This window comes from Taibaiella soli, assembly GCF_003236175.1.
Lineage (GTDB): Bacteria > Bacteroidota > Bacteroidia > Chitinophagales > Chitinophagaceae > QKTW01.
On the sequence record NZ_QKTW01000016.1, the window covers coordinates 88,779 to 110,002 of the forward strand.

Consider the following 21,224-nt stretch of genomic DNA (forward strand, 5'->3'; position numbering starts at 1 on the left):
TTTTTATATAATAGTTCAATAACTGTGCCGTCACACACAACTGTCAGTAAAGCGTATTTTTGACTGTTAATAAAACACTAAAACGTCAATTATTCAGTTCTTAAAACACATTCCGTCACAAAATATACACTGCCACGTGTGGAATTGAATATGTTTTTGAATCCTGTTTATGAAATCAATCATTTTAACGATGAACCGATACCTGCTTTTGCTATTCATGTGCCTGCCATTCGCAGTGCACGCCCAAACAAACACCCGTTCCGAAATGAAAAACAACTATGAAAAACAATGGCACAAAGCCGATTCACTCATGAGCCGGTCGTTGCCACAATCTGCAGAGAAAATAATCAAGACTATTTACGAGGATGCATTAAAAAATGGCAATCAGGTTCAAGTTTTAAAATCTGAGATTTATTTTCTGAAGATCAATACACAGACAAAAGAAAATTCGGAACAAGAAAATATCCTTACTGCCGAAGAAGAAATCAAAAAAACATCATTCCCGAATAAAGCCGTATGGCAAAGCCTTTGCGCAGAGCTTTACTGGAATTATTATACCAACAACCGCTGGCAGATTCTAAATAGAACTACAGTAGCAAATCAAACATCTGATGATTTTGAAGCCTGGGATGCCAACCATTTTTACAAAAAAGTAACAGATTTGTATCTAGCTTCCATTGCAGATAAAGAAGCACTAAAAAAAATAAAGATCAACGAGTTCAATGCGGTCTTGCAAAAAGGTAATACCGACAAATTGCGCCCTACATTGTACGATTTGCTTGTGTTTCGCGCCATTGATCATTTCACCAACGAAGAAAAAGAATTGACGCAACCGGCTTATCAGTTTCAGATAAAAGAAGCGCAGGCCTTTGCTGCTGCTAGTGAATTTGCAGCTTACCGCTTTGAGTCAAAAGACAGTATGTCATTGCAATTGCAGGCGTTAAAACTGTACCAGCAGATTATTGCATTTCATTTGCAGGATGCGAGCCCGGACGCATTAATAGATGCAGATATTCAACGGTTGAATTTTGTTTATCGCAAAAGCATCGCTCCAAATAAAAAACAACTGTACCTCGACGCACTGCATCATATCTCGTCAAAATATGCCAGCAGTCCGGCTTCTGCAGAAGCGAGCTATCTATATTATACCACACAGTATGATGCGCCGCAAACAGATTATTCCTACAGAAGAAAAATCGTCGGGCCATCGGTAAAAAAACCTGATGTCAATTATCCGTTGCTAAAAGAGAAGCTGGAAGAAATTGTAAAACATTTTCCAGAGAGCGAAGGTGGCATACACGCACAAAACAGAATTACGCAACTGGAAATTCCACTGCTGAATGTCCAGGCAGAAGAAAACATTTTGCCAAACGAAGCTTCCAAAGTCCTGGTTACTTACACGAATACTCCGAATGCCTATTTCAGAGTGTATTCTGTAACCATGAAAGAATACAACAACGGACGCAATTTTTACGATACAGGTTTCATCAATAAACTGCTGCGCAAAAAACCATTGCAAAGCTGGAGCGAAAAACTACCTGGAACAGAAGATTATGAACAACACAGCGCTGAAGTAAAAGTAGATGCGTTACCGGAAGGCCATTATTGGATTTTGACCAGTACCGATGAAAAATTCGCAACAGAAAAGAATTTACTTGTAGCGACAAAACTGCAGGTAACTCATATCGCTTTCATCGATCTTGCAAGCAATAATGATGTGCCTAAAGGGTATATGCTAGATCGCCAAAGCGGCCAGCCGCTGACGAATGCTAAGGTAGATTTGATGGCTGTTACGGGAAATGAGGATCGTTATACCGTGTTGCGTAATACAACAACCGCCGCAGATGGGTCTTTCAACCTGGATAAAGACGAACGCTTCGCTGGCATCGCTGTTCATCACGATGGACAAGACGCATTTTTTTCCTGGTATTATTACAATTATGCAAACAATCGTACGCCAAAAGAAACACGTACTATATTTTTTACTGACCGCTCCATCTATCGCCCGGGACAAACGGTCTACTTCAAAGCAATTCGTTTTAACTCCGATAGCAACAGACGAAAAAATACCGTAGTTCCAAACCAATCCATACAAATAACATTCTTCGACGTTAACGGTCAAGAGATCGCATCACAAACATTAACCACGAATGAGTTTGGTTCGGTACAAGGATCATTTAAAGCGCCAGAAAGCGGCCTCACAGGACAAATGCGCCTATCAGACGGCGTTGGCGATGCCTATGTTTCCGTAGAAGAATACAAACGGCCCAAATTCTTTGTTCAGTTTGATACGTTGAAGTCGAACTATGCACTCAATGAAACAATCCACTTAAAAGGCAAAGCGCAGGCTTATGCGGGCAGCAACATTGACGGCGCAACCGTAAAATACCGCGTAATACGAAACACCATCTTCCCATATTCATGGCGCAGCTTTTATTGGGGATACCCGAGTTCGTCAACCAAAGAAATGGGCAATGGAACTGCAACAACAGATGCTAATGGAAATTTCACTGTAGATTTTCAGGCAGCCCCGGATGAAACAGTCAATAAAGAAACAGATCCGGTGTTCACCTATAATGTTTATGCCGACGTAACCGATATCAACGGCGAAACGCACAGTGGTACCCAGTCTGTCAGCGTGGGTTATCATTCTTTTAAAATAACAGCTGATATTCCAACTCATTCAGCCGCTGAACGACTAGACTCATTGCAGATCACCACCGAAAATCTAAACAATCAATTTATCCCGAGAGAAATTAACGTACGGGTTTCATTGCTGAAATCGCCGCCAGTCGTCTATCGCAAACGTATATGGGATACTCCGGATCAATTCGTCATGGACGAAGCAACCTTTCACAAATACTTACCGCTCGATGAATACAAAAACGAAAGCGATCCGACCCAATGGCCGGTAGCCGCACAAGTATTCAATCAAGCTTTTACCACAATCGTTAATGGCAAGATTGCTGTACCGGCTAAAACCTGGACGCAAACAGGATACTACGAAATTTTAATCACCGCAAAAGACAAAAACGGCGACACCATTACCGAGAAAAAATATGTGCTGGTTTGGAACAAAGCGAGTCAAAACGCAATTCCTGCATCCGACATTGTAATAGACGAAAACAAAAATTACGAGCCGGGCAATACGGCATCAGTGTATTTGCTTTCCGGTTTGGGCAAAACCAACTGGATGCAGATTGAAAAATCAGCCGATGAAAAAACAATATTTAGTAATCACGCAGCTGGTAGCGATTTAACCTGGACAAAAAACATTACGGACAAAGACATCGGAACAACAGAACTGGATTGGATTACGGTAAAAGACAACCGGTTTTACCACGCCACAGCTTCCATCAATGTACCTGCGCAAAATAACCTGGACATTAGCTGGGAAACGCATCGTGATAAATTGATGCCAGGCCAGAAAGAAAGCTGGACAATGATTGTACGCGGACCTAAAAAAGAAAAGCTGGCTGCGGAAATGGTGGCAACACTATATGATGCTTCGCTGGATGCATTGAATATGCATGACTGGAGCGGCACGGCGAATATGCTCAGGGAAATTTACACCAGTTACCTACAATCCAATGCCGTTGGTTTTGGCCCAATTGGAGGCGTTTCGCTTGCAAGTCGCCAATCTCTGGCATATCTAAGCTTTGTAAAAGTTTATGATCAACTCCTGAATTCTAATTCATACGAAAGATACTATGCGATGGAAGATAGAGTGATGGCGAGTAGTGCTCCATCTCCGGGTAAATTAAATATTGCCGGAGGACGTGCCAGCGGCAAACTTTATGAGGTGAGCAACATGGCTCCGCCTTTTCCGAATTTAAGAAAAGAAGAAAGCGCTAATGATGAGCAACATCAAAATGACTCCTCAGAAGGAATTACTTCTACAGCGAATAGAGAAACAGCGCCACCTATCCGCAAAAACTTACAAGAAACAGCCTTCTTCTATCCGCAACTAAAAACAGATGCAGAAGGTAATATCCGCATTCAATTTACGATCCCGGAAGCACTGACAGAATGGAAACTCATGGCTTTTGCGCACACCAAAGATTTGAAATTCGGACAGCTGCAGGGAAAAGTAAAAACGCAGAAAGACCTGATGGTGGTACCGGGCTTGCCACGTTTCTTCCGTCAGGGTGACGATATTACTATCACCGCGAAAATCAATAACCTCAGTGATCATGATCTGAAAGGAACTGCGAAACTCGAAATCGTAGATGCGCAAACAGAGAAAGATCAGAATCTTCCGTTCCGCATTGAAAATGCAAGCACTACTTTTGAAGTAGTAAAAGGTCAAAGCACTGTTGCAACCTGGAAGATTCACATACCGGAAAGTCGCTACGAACCAGTACTGGCACGCATTTCAGCACAGGCAGGAAACTTTACCGATGGCGAAGAGAATATGATGCCAGTGATTACCAATCGCATGCTTGTTACGGAAACATTGCCTTTCTGGATGAATGGTAACGGCACTAAAGAATATCATTTCGATAAGCTCCTGCATTCCGATAGCAGCAAAACATTAGCACAGCACCGCCTTACTTTGGAATATACAGGTAATCCTGCATGGTATGCGGTACAATCGCTGCCTTATCTGATGGAATATCCGTACGAATGTGCAGAGCAAACATTCAACCGTTATTATGCGAATTCACTCGCTGCACACATCCTGAAAAATGCACCGAAAGTAAAAGCCATCTTCGATAAATGGCAGACGACTGATACAACAGCATTGCTTTCTAACCTCGAGAAAAATCAGGAGTTAAAATCTGCATTGCTCGAAGAAACACCTTGGGTAATGGCAGCGCAAAATGAGACAGAACAAAAGCATCGCATCGCAATGTTGTTTGAAACCAATAAGCTGAGTAACAGCCTCACAAAGGCGATGAATAAACTCAATGATATGGTTTTACCAGAAGGTGGCTTCCCTTGGTTTAAAGGTGGTGAATCTGATCGTTACATTACGCAATACATTACTACCGGCCTTGGTCGTTTGCATCATCTCGGCGTGATTGAAGAAGGAAACGCACAAAATAATCTGCTGAATAAAACGCTTCCATATCTTGATCGCAAGCTGAAAGAGGATTATGATCAACTGGTAAAAAGCAAAGCAGATCTTACTGCGCAAAACATCAGCTATTTCGAAATTCAGTATCTCTATATGCGCAGCTTCTTCATCGGCAGAGATGCAGACGCTGGCGTTACCAAAGCAATCGATTACTATCGCGGCCAGGCAGCGAAATACTGGCCTTCGTTCAATGCTTATATGAAGGGTATGATTGCATTAGACGCTTTCAGAAACGGCGATAAAAAGACTGCAAATGAAATTTTGCAATCGCTTCGCGAAACGGCGCAACACAAAGAAGAAATGGGTATGTACTGGACTAAAAATGGTGGCAGCTACTGGTGGTACGATGCGCCTGTGGAAACACAATCTTTGATGATCGAATGTTTTAAAGAAGTAGCCAACGATACAAAGAGTGTAGATGAAATGAAACGCTGGTTGCTGAAACAAAAACAAACACAAAATTGGGCTACTACTAAATCTACTGCCGATGCTTGTTATGCACTCCTATTGCAAGGAACGCAATGGCTGAATGAAGAACCACAAGTAACAATCAAAGTCGGCGATAAAACCATTCGTAACACCGATCAGAAAGCAGAAGCGGGCACTGGTTATTTCAAAACCAATTTCACAGGAAAGGATATCAAACCAGAAATGGGTAATATTTCATTGAACGTTGCTTCGTCCAACAGCAGCGCACCGTCATGGGGCGCGGTTTACTGGCAGTACTTTGAAAACCTCGACAAAATTACCGCCGCGGCAACTCCACTCTCTATCAAAAAGCAATTATTTGTGGAACACAATGGCGACCGCGGACCAGAACTGGTAGCAATTACAGAAAACAGTCCGCTGCAGGTTGGTGATAAAGTAAAAATCCGCATTGAGCTTTCCGTAGATCGTGATATGGAATATGTGCACCTGAAAGATATGCGTGGCGCCTGTTTCGAGCCGCAGAATGTACTGAGCGGCTATCGCTGGCAAGGTGGTTTAGGTTATTACGAAAGCACAAAAGATGTTTCTTCCAATTTCTTCTTTAGCTATCTACCGAAAGGAAAATATGTGTTTGAATATCCTGTTTTCGTAACGAATAAAGGTTCTTTCTCGAATGGCATCGCAACGATTCAGTGTATGTATGCGCCTGAGTTCAGCGCGCATAGTGAAGGTATTCGTGTAATGGTAAAATAATTAATAACTGGCGCAGGAGCGCTACACTAACTCCTGCGTCTATTATGTGGCCAGTCTGTGACTGGCGAGTCGTCAGTCACAGACTGACAACTTATCTAAACACGAGTCACCCTTCGGAAGACTTACGCCGAAAAGAAACAGCGGAGCGTGATCTTTCAGATCACGCTCCGCTTAGAATATAAAAGCAAAACTTTTGACTTTTGACTTTTGACTTTTGACTTTAAAAAAATAAAACCGGCTTTCACCGGTTTTATTTTTTTAAACACCTACCATCAGTGGCATCAGCAACATCAGCACATCCTCATGCTCCACTTTCTCTACCGGCCTGAAGATACCGGCCCGTGTTGGTGTACTCAATTCGATATTCAATTCGCCGCCGTCCATGTTATTCACCATTTCAATCATCAATTTCGCGTTAAAAGCGATCTTCATGTCTTCACCAGTGTATTGGCAGCTCAGCATTTCTTTACCTTCAAAAGAAAAGTCAATATCCTGGGCGCTCAACTGTAATGCATTCCCATTAATATCAAGAACAACCTGGTTGGTTGTTTTGTTGGCGAAAATGCTCACACGACGCAGCGCGCTGATAAAATCAGCTCGGTTAATCGTGAGGCGGTATGGATTGTCTGCAGGAATTACTGCTTTGTAATCAGGGAAACGAGCGTCGATCAGACGGCAACTCATGCTCAGACGATTGTTCGTCACGAACAGGTGGCTACCATTGTAGCTCAGTTCAAGGCGTGTTTCATCTGCAGAAAGCGTAGAACGCAATTGCTGCAGCGGCTTTTTAGGCACTACGAAACCATCTTGTTGCGGACAGCTAACATCTTCGCGGCGGAAACGTACGAGGCGGTGTGCATCTGTAGACACCAGCGTAATGCTGTCCGTCATCAATTCAAAATAAACACCCGTCATCGCCGGACGCAGCGTATCGTTACTTACAGCAAATAAAGTTTTGTTGATACTTTCTATCAGTGCTATCGAAGACATGCTGAATGAAGTAGTATCACCCGGAGCTGGTTCTTTCGGAAAATCATCCGCTTTTTCACCGCCGATCTTGTATTTACCTACATCGCTCGACATTTCAATAGAAAGGTCTTGCTCATTGATGCTGAAAGTGATCGGTTGTTCCGGCAGGTTTTTCAGATAATCCAGCAGAATTTTAGAAGGAATACAAATGCGACCGTCGCCCTGAGCGTCATTCACATCCAACTGCACGCGCATCATGGTTTCCAGATCGGTGGCAGTAAGCGTCAATGTGTTCCCTTTCAGCTCAAACAGGAAATCTTCCAGCACAGAGAGTACAGTATTGGCGCTAATTACGCCGCTGATTTGCTGTAGGTTTTTAAGAAGTGCAGTAGAGGTTACTATAAAACGCATCGGATTAAAGTATTTGGCTCCAAAGATAATCGTTTAACCCATTTAGCATCATAGAAAAAATACCTAATTCGCCCCGCTGTGGAAAAGATTTCAAACCTTGTTAATACTCATAAAAATGACAAGGATTAAATTTTAAACAACCACGTAGTACCTTTGCTTTTCAAAATTTATCAAAATGGGTTTACAAGATAAACTGCGTGACATGATGGGTCAAAAAGCAGAAGAAGGCAAAAAATTCCTGGAAGAAAATGGCAAACGCCCAGAAGTGGTAACGCTTCCTTCAGGTCTGCAATATGAAATCCTTACTGAGGGTGAAGGTCCGAAACCCGGCCCTACCAGCATGGTAACCGTACATTACGAAGGTCGCCTGACAAATGGTAACGTGTTTGACAGTTCTTACAAACGCAACCAGCCAGCTACTTTTGGTGTTCATCAGGTTATTTCAGGCTGGACAGAAGGTCTGCAACTCATGTCTAAAGGTTCAAAATGGCGTTTGTACATCCCTTCTGAACTCGGTTACGGTTCACGCGGTGCAGGTGGTGCTATTCCGCCGCACTCGGCGCTGATCTTCGATGTAGAACTGATCGATTTCCGCTAGTAAATAAAATCACTCCTAAAAGAAAAGCTCCTCCCGCACAATCAAGCGGGGAGGAGCTTTTACTTTAAATGTCTTTCGTATTACAGCTTTATCAGATCATCCGTTTTCAGATCATAAAACTGGTATTGCGTCATCGGCATATCGGTGTTAGATACCACTTTCAACTTCATTTTATACGTTCTCGACCATTTCGCCTGAATCGAGTTGAAGAAGAAACCTTTAGTGAGATAAGCTTCCAGAATCGGATGCACATGTAGTGCCAGATGTCTGTGGCCCTGGTTCACCAGGTATCTCAGGTCTTTTTCGATATCATCGGCCAGCAAAATAGATGGTCCGATTTTTCCGGTGCCTTTACACGTTGGGCAAACTTCAGCTGTTGAAATGTTCAGCTCAGGACGCAGACGTTGGCGGGTAATCTGCATCAGCCCAAATTTGGAAATCGGGAGAATGGTATGCCGCGCGCGGTCATTGGTCATAAAACCTTCCATTGCATCCAGCAATTTCTTTTTATTATCCGGCAACTTCATATCAATGAAGTCGATGATAATGATACCGCCCAGATCGCGTAATCGCATCTGGCGGGCAATTTCTTTTGCAGCTTCCAGGTTGGTGGCAAGTGCGTTTTGCTCTTGTCCTATATCTGCACTTCTTGTTCCGCTGTTTACATCAATCACGTGCAGGGCTTCCGTATGCTCAATGATGAGATACGCGCCGCTGTCGAGATTGACCGTTTTGCCAAATGAAGCTTTTACCTGTTTGCTGATACCGTATGTATCGAAAATCGCCTGGTTTGCGCTATGAAACGAAACGATCTCTTGCTGTTCAGGTGCAATTCTTCCAATGTATTCACGCGTTTCGGTCGCCAGTTTTTTATCGTTTACAACAATACGCTGAAAACTTTCACTGAGCAAATCACGCAGAATAGAGGTCGTCTTGTCCTGTTCGCTTAATACAATCTTTGGCGCTTTGGCGCCTTTCAGATTCTGCTGAATATTTTGCCACATTTTGGCAAGATCCAGCATATCGGTATGCAGTTCCTCTGTGTTTTTCCCTTCTGCCGCGGTTCTTACAATTACACCGAAGTTTTTCGGTTTAATGCTTTCCACGATGCGCTGCAAACGTTTGCGTTCATCTGCCGAATGTATTTTCCGGGAGATTGCAACGACATCATTGAAAGGCGTAAGTACCAGAAAACGGCCTGGCAGGGAGATTTCACAACTGAGGCGCGGTCCTTTGGAAGAAATGGGTTCTTTCAGAATCTGGACCAGCACTTCGGGCCGCTGATTGAGGACTTCCGTGATTTTGCCGGTCTTTACGATCTCGGCTTCATTCGGAAATTTCCCAAAATCAGATCCCCAGGTAATATTGCCATCAATGGCAAGTCTTGTAAATTTCAGCAAAGAACGGAAGTACGGACTCAGATCAGTATAGTGCAGGAAAGCATCTTTTTCGTAGCCAACATCTACAAAGGCAGCATTAAGGCCTGGCATCAGTTTTTTAACCTTACCAAGATATAAGTCACCTACCGCAAATTCATTCTGGCCCGTTTCATAATGCAACTCCACTAACTGCTTGTCTTCGAGCAGGGCAATTTCTACACCTTCTCCTGAAGCATTAATTATGAGTTCTTTGTTCATTCTACCGTCTTTTATCCAAACTACACTGGTTGACACACAAATCTCGTGGATGTCAAAAACAAATCATCTTCAAATCAAACTTACATCCAGCAATGACGAAATCCCACACCTTTTGCCAGCATTACACTGCACTGCAAAAGGTGTAAGGATTGCCAACACTATAAGATAAGCAGGCCGAGACCAGCTTAGTTCTTATCTATTTTTTTTCTTATGACGGTTCTTTCTAAGACGTTTTTTACGTTTGTGCGTAGCAATTTTATGTCTTTTTCTCTTCTTACCACAAGGCATAATTCGAGTGTTTTATTTGTTATTTAAAAGAATTAATATACTGATCTACATCCTTACTAAAGTCCGGTTTGTTTACTAACTCTTTACATTTTGTAAGGAGCTCAATAGCCTTTTGCTTATCGCCTTTATTTTTATACGCTTCCGCCAGGAAATACATGGCTTCAGTATTGTTTGGCTCTACGCTCAGCACTTTTTCAAAACGGCTGACGGCTTTATCAAACTGTCCGGATTGCAAGGACATTTTACCCAACATCAGGTTTGCAGGAATATTATCCGGTTTTTCCGCTACAATTCCTCTCAGAATCGTTACACCTTGCATCAACTCACCGGTACCTTCTATATAACCTGCGGCCATTGCCAGTTTTACTGTATCGTTCTTTGGATTTATCTCCAGCGAACGCTCAAAACAAGCAATTGCCTGCTGACCTTCCCAGACCTGCACACCGGACGACCCGGCATCATGCAATTGGTCCAAAAATAATTGGCCTGCAAAATTGAGCTTTTTTTCGGAATTATCCAATTTTGCCGATTTCGCATAATAAAAAGCTGCAATAGGCAGCTGTTTATGCTGTTGCCATTCCTTAGCCAGATCTGCATACAATGGCGCCATTGCAGCGGAATCTTTTGTTTCGGAAATCTTTTTTTCGATTGCGCCAATTTCGGCGCGCGCATGATCCGGCAATTGTTTGCGTGATGCAACAAGAATAGAATCAAAGGAGGCCGGTTCAGCCATTGGTGTAGAAGGCATACCTCCTGCCATAGGCGGAGTCGATCCCGCGCCGGCAGCCATAGGCGGCTTGGCGGGAGGTATGGTATTTACACCCTTATAAAGAAGTATTATCAGCAGAAGAGCTACGGCAATCGTGATATAATGTACTAAACGCAAGGAATTTCAAATTTCCGTGCAAAGGTAGGCCAAAATCAGATTAGCCGGCCTGATTAATCGTGTTCTTCCTCGTTGCCGCTGTGTTCTGCCAGCTTATGCTTAGATTCTTTTACCGCCTGAACAAACTCTTTTGCGGGTTTGAATGCAGGAATGTAGTGTTCCGGAATTTCTACAGCAATGTTCTTTTTAATGTTGCGCCCTATTTTCGCAGCTCTTTTTTTCAGGATAAAACTACCAAAACCACGCACATACACAGGTTCCCCCTCTACCAATGATGTTTTTACTTCTTTAAAAAACGCTTCGAGCGCCACCAGGATGTCGACTTTGGGAATTCCTGTTTTTTCAGCAATGCTGCTTACTACGTCTGCTTTTCTCATATTGGTTAGCTTTTTGAAAAATTATTTTTATTGCTTTCAAAAAATGTTGCTAGATCTTATCAATCAACCATCAAATAACAACAATCATCTATATCAAATGGGCGCCTTTTTTTACCACTATTTAGTCTAAAAAAATCGCGTTCCAGGCTGCATTGCGGCCGTTTTCTAACTATTGCAATTTTCGTACCAATTTCCTAACAAAAATAATTTCTAAATGAATATATATACTTACTGTTGAAGCAAATATACCATTTTGTCGTAAAAACAAGTGTTATATGATGTATTTTAAATGAAATTTATTCAGAATATTTTACCTTATTAAAAACAATTAAATCCCAATAAATATAAGAAATTTATCTTTTTACCACAAATTTGCACCCCTGTGGGGCATTTTTTGCACAAATTGCCTGGGTTGCAATCACTTAGATTTTTTTTGCCTTATCTGTGAAATTTGATTGTCCTGCATAAAGATTTCCCTCAATCGTGGCGTAAACGGCCCGATGCCGTACTTTTGTGCCCAAATTGAAAATTTGTGCAGTCCCAGACTATTTTTTCCGGCCAAAACACTGGTTTTGATGCATTAGAACGCAGAAAGAAAAAAGCTGTAGCTTATTGGCTGCTGGCGGGTGTTATAATGATCATGATACAGGTTTTGCTCGGCGGCATTACACGACTTACAGGTTCTGGTCTTTCTATAGCCGAATGGAACCCGATCCTTGGTGCTGTACCGCCAATGAACGGAAAACAATGGGATGCCGCCTTCGAATTATATAAACAAAAAGCTGCGGGACAATTTGTTTTCCAAAACAGCGACTTTACACTTAGCGATTTTAAATCTATCTATTTCTGGGAATGGCTACACAGGGAATGGGCCCGATTGATGGGCGGCGTTTTCGTAGTTGGCTTCGTTTATTTTCTATTAAAAAAGGCGTTTGACAAACAAATGATCGTGCCATTTGTGATTCTTTTTGTGTTAGGAGGACTGCAAGGTGGCGTAGGGTGGATTATGGTCGCTAGTGGCTTAAACCCCGAAGACACGCACGTAAGCCACATTAAACTGGCATTGCACTTCATGGCGGCATTAATCTTATTGTGCTATGTACTTTGGTTTGCGTTGCAATTATTGATTCCAAAAGATAACCTGGTTCGCGATAATCATTTACATCGCTATACGATCGTTACAATCGGTTTGCTTGTTATTCAATTAATGTACGGTGCATTTATGGCTGGCTTGAAAGCCGCACCTGCAGCACCAACATGGCCAAAGATCAACGGTAGCTGGCTGCCGCAAAATCTAGAAACTTACGCTGGCAATTCTTATTCAGGCGTTCATCTCATCGCAGATCAGCCTATTATGATCCACCTTATTCACCGAACCCTGGCTTATACATTGTTTTTTGTGATCATTGTATGGGGTGCATGGGCGTTGAAAGTAGCGGCAAAAAGTAATTCTTCTTTACTGAAAAAAGCAAGCTACTGGCCGGTTGTTCTTGTTTTACTCCAGGTATTGCTCGGCATCTTTACAGTGCTGAATGCGCCATTGATGACACAAAATAAATTCGGGCGCTTTGAAATTATCGCCGAGATGCATCAGCTTGTTGCCATGTTTTTACTGATGTCGCTGATGGTGAATATCTACATCATTCGCAGGCAAAAAGCCTAGACATGTATTAGATTATTTTTTTGAGCATAAGGAGGCAAGGCAGGATTTTTTTAGTAGCTTAAAGTAATAAACTGATCTTGACCCACATGCACCGCATCCTGAAAGGAATTTTCCGGTTTCTGCCTGTACAGCTGCTGTTTTTACATTTTCGTAAATATCAGTTGCTACTAATCTTTTGGGTCATTATCCTTGCCACCGTTACGGGAAATTTTGCCGCACATTTTGGTGCAGTGTCCCTTTTTCTCGCACCTGAATACCTCGGCGAAATCAATTTCGTCAGTATGTTTTTGCTTGGTGGTTCAATTGCAGTCTTTGTAATGGCCTGGCACATTACCACTTTTATTATCCACAGCCACCGCATCCCATTTATGGGTGCTTTACGACAGGCATTCCTTAAGTATTGTATCAACAACTCTATTTTACCGCTTGCGTTCCTGATTTTTTATTCTGTTGTAAGTATCAGGTATCAATGGATTAACGAACATGCACCGGGTACTAAAATTCTCCGGCTGCAACTTGGCTTTTACCTTGGCTTTCTGCTGTTGATTTTTCTTTCGTTTGCCTATTTTTTCCGTGTAGACAGAGATCTACTGAAGACCGTAATTTCGAAAATTACCAATCCTTCCCGCATCCGTGAAATCATCCCGTATGATACACTTGACTATGAATATGATCTGATCAGGGCTGACACTTATGTAACAGAAACCTTTAGCATCGAGCACCTCAGCAAACTTGAAACTTATCCACCGAGACTGCTGCGCACTGTACTAAGGCGTCATCACAGAAATGCAATCACCGCTACGTTATTCGCATATATCACGCTCTTGCTGCTTGGTATCTTTATGGAAGAACCAATCCTGCGTATTCCTGCAGGAGCTGGCTTTTTGATTTTGTTTGCAGTAGCAATGGGGCTTGTTGGTGCGATTAAATATTTTCTGAAAAGCTGGGAGCTGATCGGCTGGATGTGTATCGCTCTGATTGGTGCAATGTTGGTTAACTATAAGGTGATTGATCTTCGCAGCATTGCTTATGGTCTCAATTACCATTTACCGGAAAAAGACCGGCCGCAATACAACTATCGCTACCTGCGTCATGTTTTTAGTCAGCAACGATATTATGATGATAAGCGACTGGGTGAGCAGCGACTGAATAACTGGAAGAAGAAAAAATCTTTGGGCGGAGCAACAAAGCCACCGTTAATCTTGCTTTGCATCAGCGGTGGCGGCTCGCGTGCGGCATATTGGACATTCAGAAGCCTGCAGTATATCGACAGCACGTCTAAAGGCAGCTTGTTTAATCATACAGTGCTGATCAGCGGCGCTTCGGGCGGTATGCTCGGAGCCAGCTACTGGCGGGCAGTACATGATGCTTATCAGCAGGGAAAAATTCCAGACCCTTATGCGGCGCGTTACCAGGACAACATTGGCAAGGACTTACTGAATGCGATTATTTTTTCTTTCGTGAGTGTGGATTTGATTTCTCCTTTTAACAAGATTTCCATCGGCGGCTATAACTACACCAAAGACCGCGGCTATGCCATGGAGCAGGAATTGATCAGAAACACAGAAGGCTTGCTCGACCAAAAAATCGGCGATTACCGTCAGGCAGAATGGGAAGGCTCTATACCGCAGCTGATCGTAAGCGGCACCATTGTAAATGATGGCCGCAAACTTATGGTATCTGCCCAGCCAATTACCTTCATGACGCAACCGGAGTATTCATCTAAAGACTCCATGCATGCGCCGATCGACGCGATCGACTTCGCAACATTTTTCTCCAAACAGAATCCCTACAACATGCGGCTGACATCAGCCCTGCGCATGAATGCTACATTTCCATACGTATTACCTGTTGTAAAATTACCATCGGTTCCGGCGATGAATGTCATGGATGCAGGTATGCGCGATAATTTTGGCATGGATATCACGCTCCGATATTTGTTTGTATTCCGGGAATGGCTAAAGGAAAACGTCGGTGATGTGATCGTATTGCAGGTCCGGGACACGAAAGAGTCCAATATATCTAGCCCGACGGACCAGAACAGTCTTCCGAAAATGCTTAGCGACCCTTTGTTTGTCATTCAAACCAAATGGGAAGCTTTTCAATCGTATACACAGACTTACCTGAAAGACTACGCACCTAATTTCATCTCAAACAAAATGCATTTTATCACGCTGCAGTATATTCCGCAACAGGCGGGCAACGCCGCAGCTCTTAATTTCCACCTGACAGAAAAAGAAAAAACCGACCTCTACCAATCGATCTATAACCCGCTGAATCAGCGCCAGATTGATACATTAGCTCATTTGCTGCAATAGTCGCTTCCAATCGGGAATAACCGGAATCCAGCGTTTACGGCGCATCTTGTTCCATCCATTACGATTTTGGTAGAAACTGCATTTGTCCTGCATCGGTGCATGCCACTGTATCAGTTCGGTATGTTTCACCAAATCGCTCCAGGAATCCTTTTCAAAAAATTGGAAGAAAGAAGAAAGGTAGTTGCGCATTTCCTTAAAGTGCCAGTAATGGAATATTTCTCTGGCCGCGCTGTGAATGAAAGATGTATTCTGAAAATAAAAAGAGAAAGCAAACTGCTCTACCACATGTTTGTGGAATTGCGTGTACACATCATCCGTAAACTGCAAAACTTGATCCAGCAGATGTGCATACTTTGTATGAAAACCAAGCACCCCGGCATTCCACATCACGGATTCGGTAGAAACATTCAACGGTTTGCCGTTTACCTGCAAAGGATTATTCTTTACCAGGAATTTATGCAGCTTCGCAAAAACAGGATTGCCATCGTCTTTGATAACACTTTCCTGAATGTGCATATATAATTTACCCGCCTGGATTTCCTGCAGCATATGCATTACAGGATTCAAAAACCAGACGTCAGTATCAAGGTATAAAATGGCGCCGGAAACGGTTTTCGCCATATCGCGCAATACTTCAATTTTTACACGATGTACGAAATCAATTTCGCCGCGCCATTTTTTTAAATCATCACCATTTATAGTACGAAACTTCAGGGGCAGGCTGCTGCCTTTACATTTGTCCCGGAACCATTTTTCCTGATCGGTATAAATGTATATTTCCACGTCAGCCAATTCAGCTGCAATGTGTTGTTTTGAAATAGACAGCAAGGCAAAAAGGCATTCCTGAAGAATACTTTCATTGCCATAAGCCTGAAAAACTATAAATGAAGATGCTTGCATTACTTATTGATCCAATTTGCAGGGTCTTGGTTTAAAAATTGTTCCGCAATTATAAGATCATCGTGCAAAATCCGGTCTTTATCCATGAAAGAAACCTTGCTGCGCAGATCACTCCACAGTTGTTCCAGCGCTGGAGACGATTTTTCCGGATGACGGAAATCCAAAGCCTGAGCGGCCGTAAGTAACTCAATGCCGAGCACGCGCTGCACGTTTTGCAACACACGACGCAGTTTGGTAGCGGCATTAGCGCCCATGCTCACGTGATCTTCCTGACCATTGCTACTCACGATGCTATCTACGGAAGCCGGCATACACAGTTGTTTATTCTGACTTACAATAGAAGCTGCGGTATATTGAGCGATCATAAAGCCACTGTTCAAACCCGCATCAGGAGCCAGGAACGGAGGTAAATTACGCTGCCCGCTAATCAACAGGTAAGTTCTTCTTTCTGAAATATTTGCCAGTTCTGCCATTGCAATCGCTAAAAAGTCGAGGTGCAAAGCCAGCGGCTGACCGTGGAAATTACCGCCACTCACAATCGCATCTTCATCATGGAATACAATTGGATTGTCCGTAACAGAATTAATTTCTACTTCTACTACATTAGTCACAGTATCGATCACATCTTTCGTAGCGCCATGTACTTGTGGCATGCAACGGAAAGAGTACGGATCCTGAACCTGTTGTTTGGGCAAAGCCTGAATGGCGCTGCCTTGCAGATAGCTCAAAATATTTTGTGCCGTTGCGATTTGACCTTTATGCGGTCTTACACGATGAATCGGATGTCCAAATGGCTCATTTTTAGCCATAAATGCATCCGCAGAAAGTGCACCGATAAGATCAGCCCACTGAGATAATTTTTTTGATTGCAGCAAAGACCAGGTTGCATAACTACTCATAAACTGAGTACCGTTCAACAGCGCCAGTCCTTCTTTTGCAGCCAGTGGCAATGGTTCCAAGCCATTTTCTTTCAACACGGAAGCTGCATCACGCTTTTCACCTTTGTAATGAACAAGTCCTTTACCGAAAATGGGCAGCGATAAATGCGCCAGTGGGGCAAGGTCGCCTGAAGCGCCCAGAGAGCCTTGTTCATACACAACAGGAATAATACCGAGGTTGTAAAAATCCACCAGGCGTTGTACAATCTCTTTACGAACACCACTATATCCCTGACTCAATCCATGCACTTTCAACAAAAGCATCCAACGTACAATTTCGACGGGCACTTCATCGCCCATACCACAAGCATGTGAACATACAAGGTTTTCCTGCAGTTGCGACAGTTCATTGTCTTCAATACGCACATTACAAAGCGAACCAAACCCTGTGTTGATGCCATAATAAGTATCTCCTTTCTTCAGGATATCATCAAGATAAGCTCTGTTGTGTGCAATACGTTGTACAGCGTCGCCCGAAAGAGCAAGCGCTTCATTGTTCCAACTCTTCAGGTATTCGATAGAAATATGTTCTGGCAATTCCATAAGACTCGTTTAATTAAGCCCGCAAACCTACAAGAAAAAGCTGAGACCCCTAGTCTTTCAGGTCATAGGGCAAGTGATTATAATATTACAAAAAGCACACTTTCTATAATATTGGCACGTTTTAAGCGTTGTTTATTATATTTATTACCTCTTTTAAAACTTGTATTTCGATGAAATTCCAAAAATTCCTGATCCCCTGTTTTGCGGTTCCGCTACTGATGGGCGGCCTCGCAGCGCAGGCCCAAAAGAAATCCGCTACTCCTTCAAAAGCTACGAAACCGGCAGCCGGCGCTCCCGTTAAAGTTACCAGCGTAGAAGGTATTACTGAATACCGCCTCCCGAATGGGCTGCGTGTATTGCTGTTTCCAGATCCATCGAAACCAAAAATAACGGTAAACATTACCTACCTCGTAGGCTCCCGTATGGAAGGCTATGGGGAAACGGGCATGGCGCACCTTTTGGAACATATGATGTTTAAAGGGTCAACCAAACACACGAATGTACCTCAGGAACTGACCACACACGGTGCATCACCAAACGGTACTACTTCCTATGATCGTACTAACTATTTCGAATCATTTACAGCTACAGACGAAAATCTGAATTGGGCGCTCGATCTGGAATCTGATCGTATGCTGAATTCTTTCATCGCCGATAAAGACCTGAAAAGTGAATTCAGTGTAGTGCGCAATGAGTTTGAATCCGGAGAAAATAGCCCATCAAATGTATTGATGGAACGCGTGTTGTCTTCAGCTTATTTATGGCATAACTATGGTAAATCAACCATCGGATCTAAAGAGGATATTGAACGCGTGCCGATCAAAAATCTGCAGGCATTTTATAAAAAATACTACCAACCCGACAATGCAATCTTACTTGTTGCCGGTAAAATTGATGAAGCAAAAACATTGGCTTTAGTCAACAAATATTTCGGCGGCCTGGCAAAACCTACCCGTGTTATTGATCCTACTTACACGGTAGAACCAACACAGGACGGCGAACGCACGGTAGAGCTGCGCCGCGTTGGCGACGTACAATCAATGGCGGTAGCTTACCACATGGTTTCTGGCTCACACCCCGATTATGCAACCTTCGATTTCCTGAATGAAATTCTGACCAACGAACCAAACGGACGTTTGTATCAGGCATTGGTGAAACCGGGCAAAGCAAGCAGCCTCTGGGCTTATGATCCGGGATTGAAGGACCCAAGCTTCTTTTACATCAACGCAGATGTGCCGAAAGAACGCTCTCTGGACAGCGCACAGGACATCATGTACAAGGTGATCGATGAACTGAAAACGAAACCAGTGACCGCTGATGAAGTAGAGAAGGCGCGCGCCAAGCTTCTGAAAAACTATGATGAAGTTTATCGAAATACAGAATACACAGGTCTTACATTGAGTGAGTTTATGGCCGCCGGCGACTGGAGACTGGCATTCATCTACCGCGATAATCTGAAAAAAGTAACGGCTGATGATGTAAATCGTGTAGTGAAAAATTACATCATGAAATCGAACCGCACAGCGGGCGTTTTCATCCCTTCAACAAATCCGAAACGTGCTGAAATTCCTGCATCTCCGAATGTAGACAGCATGGTGCAAAACTACAAAGGTCAAGAAGCGCTCGCAACAGCTGAAGCTTTTGATCCAACACCGGCTAACATCGAAAAACGTGTAGTACGTGGCGAAATCGCCGGCGGAGCTAAATATGCGATGTTGTCTAAAACAACGCGTGGCAATACCGTGGAAGCGCGCATCACACTGCGCATGGGCGATGAAAAATCGCTGACTGGCAAATCCACCGTTGCTTCTATGACTGCTGATATGCTGAAACGTGGCACGAAGAATAAGTCTATGGCGCAGATCAATGAAACGCTCGACAAGCTTTCTTCTTCCCTGAATATTTACAGCACTGGTCAAGTCGTGGTATTGATGATTCAGTCTACCAAACAAAATCTTCCTCAGGTACTGGATCTTGTTGATGAAATCCTCCACCAGCCTGCATTCCCGGATGCTGAGTTTGCAACGCTTTCTACAGAACGTCTCACGGGTTTCGACCAGGAACGTTCCGAACCACAATCTATCGCAGGACGCGAATTCAACAAAGTAGAAAATCCTTTCCCTAAAGATGATTTCCACTATGTGATGACGTTGGATGAAGAAGTAGCGGCAACAAAAGCAACTACGGTAAACGATGTAAAACAATTCTACAAAGACTATTACAACGGTGTTAATGCTACTGCAGGTCTTGTAGGTGATATGGACGAAGCAGCAGTAAAAGAAAAGTTGAATAAAATGCTCGGCAACTGGACTGCACCTAAAAGCTATACACGCGTTCCGGAAAAATATGTAGACGTAACACCGGCAGATAAAGAATATAAAACGCCGGATAAGAAAAACGCTATGCTGATGGCGGGCATGAACCTGAAGCTGCGCGATGATAATCCTGATTATCCGGCGCTGATGATGGGCGACTTTATCTTCGGCGGAGGCTTCCTGAACTCACGTCTGGCAACACGTATCCGTCAGAAAGAAGGTATCAGCTATGGTGTCGGCTCATGGCTGCAGGCTGAAAGCTGGGATGAAAGCGGTTCTTTCGGTTCTTATGCAATCTACAATCCGGAAAATAAAGACAAGCTGATTGCTGCTTATAAAGATGAAATGACGAAGATGCTGACGAATGGTTTCACTGAAGACGAACTGAAACAAGCGAAAAGCGGTATCGTTCAATATCGTCAGAACAGTCGTACGAATGATGGCAATCTGGCCGGCAAACTGGCAAGCTATCTGCGTCTTGATCGTACGATGGCTTGGGATCAATCTTTTGACGACAAACTGCAAAAACTCACTGTTGCAGACGTAAATGCAGCGATGAAAAAATACCTCGACGTGAACAAAATTTCGTTCATTAAAGCAGGCGATTTTAAATAGGCTTTCAGACAAAGGCAAATATCAAAAAACCCCAACAGTACTGTTGGGGTTTTATTTTTGCCGCGTAGCAACATGAGCCGGCGAATGCAAATACAATAGATAAAATGAGAAGATCGTATTACCTATAACCAACAACACTAGCAGCCAAACAATCAACGTACCGGTGTTATTCTTCCTTCTCGGCCATTTATCAAATTCACGGAAATATTTTCGCCAGAGTTTTTTGTTTCTGAAGCAGACAATGTTGAATACAAATATGGATAGACCAACGCCTATAAAAATTAGAAAAAAACAATCATCTCCTAACGAAGTATCGGTGAGTATTGCGTAATGCATAAACAGCGAAAACAGCGCAAGCATTTCTAGCATTGCAATACTCGAAGCGGCGTTTATATCTGGATATTGTTTGCGAAAACCGAGATCTGTTATTACGAAGAATCTATACAGTTTATAAAACAAATAGTAATAGGCTTTTCTGATGGTCATGACTTAAATTTTTGCCAG

12 protein-coding genes are annotated in these 21,224 nt (G+C 43.1%); 5 read left to right on the forward strand and 7 right to left on the reverse strand.

The genetic code is table 11. From position 1 onward, the window contains the following. Positions 1-169: 169 nt before the first annotated feature. Positions 170-6,262, forward strand: coding sequence for an alpha-2-macroglobulin family protein (locus tag DN068_RS10480; protein WP_110998867.1), 6,093 nt, complete (start codon positions 170-172; stop codon positions 6,260-6,262). A 258-nt stretch (positions 6,263-6,520) separates the two neighbouring features. On the opposite strand, the gene dnaN is transcribed toward DN068_RS10480, so the two are convergent. Further along, a complete protein-coding gene (gene dnaN, locus DN068_RS10485) occupies positions 6,521-7,642 on the reverse strand; it encodes a DNA polymerase III subunit beta (RefSeq protein ID WP_110998868.1) in 1,122 nt (373 codons plus the stop codon). Positions 7,643-7,817: 175 nt separating this feature from the next. On the opposite strand from dnaN, the gene DN068_RS10490 reads away from it, so the two are divergent. Beyond that, complete coding sequence (locus DN068_RS10490) at positions 7,818-8,240, forward strand: FKBP-type peptidyl-prolyl cis-trans isomerase (protein WP_110998869.1); 423 nt, start codon at positions 7,818-7,820, stop codon at positions 8,238-8,240. A gap of 80 nt (positions 8,241-8,320) precedes the next feature. Here the strand turns inward: DN068_RS10490 and DN068_RS10495 are convergent, their stop codons facing one another. From DN068_RS10495 to DN068_RS10505, 3 genes are all read right to left on the reverse strand, one after another. Continuing rightward, positions 8,321-9,877, reverse strand: a complete 1,557-nt coding sequence (locus DN068_RS10495; RefSeq protein WP_110999063.1) for an Rne/Rng family ribonuclease — start codon at positions 9,875-9,877, stop codon at positions 8,321-8,323. Positions 9,878-10,184: 307 nt separating this feature from the next. Then, positions 10,185-11,051, reverse strand: a complete 867-nt coding sequence (locus DN068_RS10500) for a tetratricopeptide repeat protein (protein ID WP_110998870.1) — start codon at positions 11,049-11,051, stop codon at positions 10,185-10,187. 53 nt (positions 11,052-11,104) lie between these two features. Beyond that, positions 11,105-11,428 (reverse strand): HU family DNA-binding protein, encoded by a 324-nt coding sequence (locus tag DN068_RS10505; RefSeq protein WP_110998871.1) that lies wholly within the window; start codon positions 11,426-11,428, stop codon positions 11,105-11,107. 532 nt (positions 11,429-11,960) lie between these two features. Between DN068_RS10505 and DN068_RS10510 the strand changes: the two genes are divergently transcribed. Both DN068_RS10510 and DN068_RS10515 read left to right on the forward strand, forming a co-directional pair. Continuing rightward, positions 11,961-13,091 carry a COX15/CtaA family protein gene (locus DN068_RS10510; RefSeq protein WP_243630211.1) on the forward strand — a complete coding sequence of 377 codons (1,131 nt, stop codon included), beginning with the start codon at positions 11,961-11,963 and terminating at the stop codon, positions 13,089-13,091. Between the two features lie 86 nt (positions 13,092-13,177). Next, the gene (locus tag DN068_RS10515) at positions 13,178-15,409 is read left to right on the forward strand and encodes a patatin-like phospholipase domain-containing protein (RefSeq protein WP_110998872.1); all 2,232 of its coding nucleotides are present in this window, start codon (positions 13,178-13,180) and stop codon (positions 15,407-15,409) included. Here the strand turns inward: DN068_RS10515 and DN068_RS10520 are convergent. Together DN068_RS10520 and hutH are read right to left on the reverse strand one after the other, a co-directional pair. Beyond that, positions 15,389-16,309 (reverse strand): hypothetical protein, encoded by a 921-nt coding sequence (locus DN068_RS10520; RefSeq protein WP_110998873.1) that lies wholly within the window; start codon positions 16,307-16,309, stop codon positions 15,389-15,391. The two genes, DN068_RS10515 and DN068_RS10520, sit on opposite strands and share 21 nt — an antisense overlap. After that, positions 16,309-17,790 (reverse strand): histidine ammonia-lyase, encoded by a 1,482-nt coding sequence (gene hutH, locus DN068_RS10525; protein ID WP_110998874.1) that lies wholly within the window; start codon positions 17,788-17,790, stop codon positions 16,309-16,311. Before hutH ends, DN068_RS10520 begins: the two co-directional genes overlap by 1 nt. A 170-nt stretch (positions 17,791-17,960) precedes the next feature. Between hutH and DN068_RS10530 the strand changes: the two genes are divergently transcribed. Further along, positions 17,961-20,720 carry a M16 family metallopeptidase gene (locus DN068_RS10530; protein WP_110998875.1) on the forward strand — a complete coding sequence of 920 codons (2,760 nt, stop codon included), beginning with the start codon at positions 17,961-17,963 and terminating at the stop codon, positions 20,718-20,720. A gap of 51 nt (positions 20,721-20,771) precedes the next feature. Here the strand turns inward: DN068_RS10530 and DN068_RS10535 are convergent, their stop codons facing one another. Next, positions 20,772-21,206, reverse strand: coding sequence for a hypothetical protein (locus DN068_RS10535; protein WP_110998876.1), 435 nt, complete (start codon positions 21,204-21,206; stop codon positions 20,772-20,774). Between the last annotated feature and the right edge of the window lie 18 nt (positions 21,207-21,224).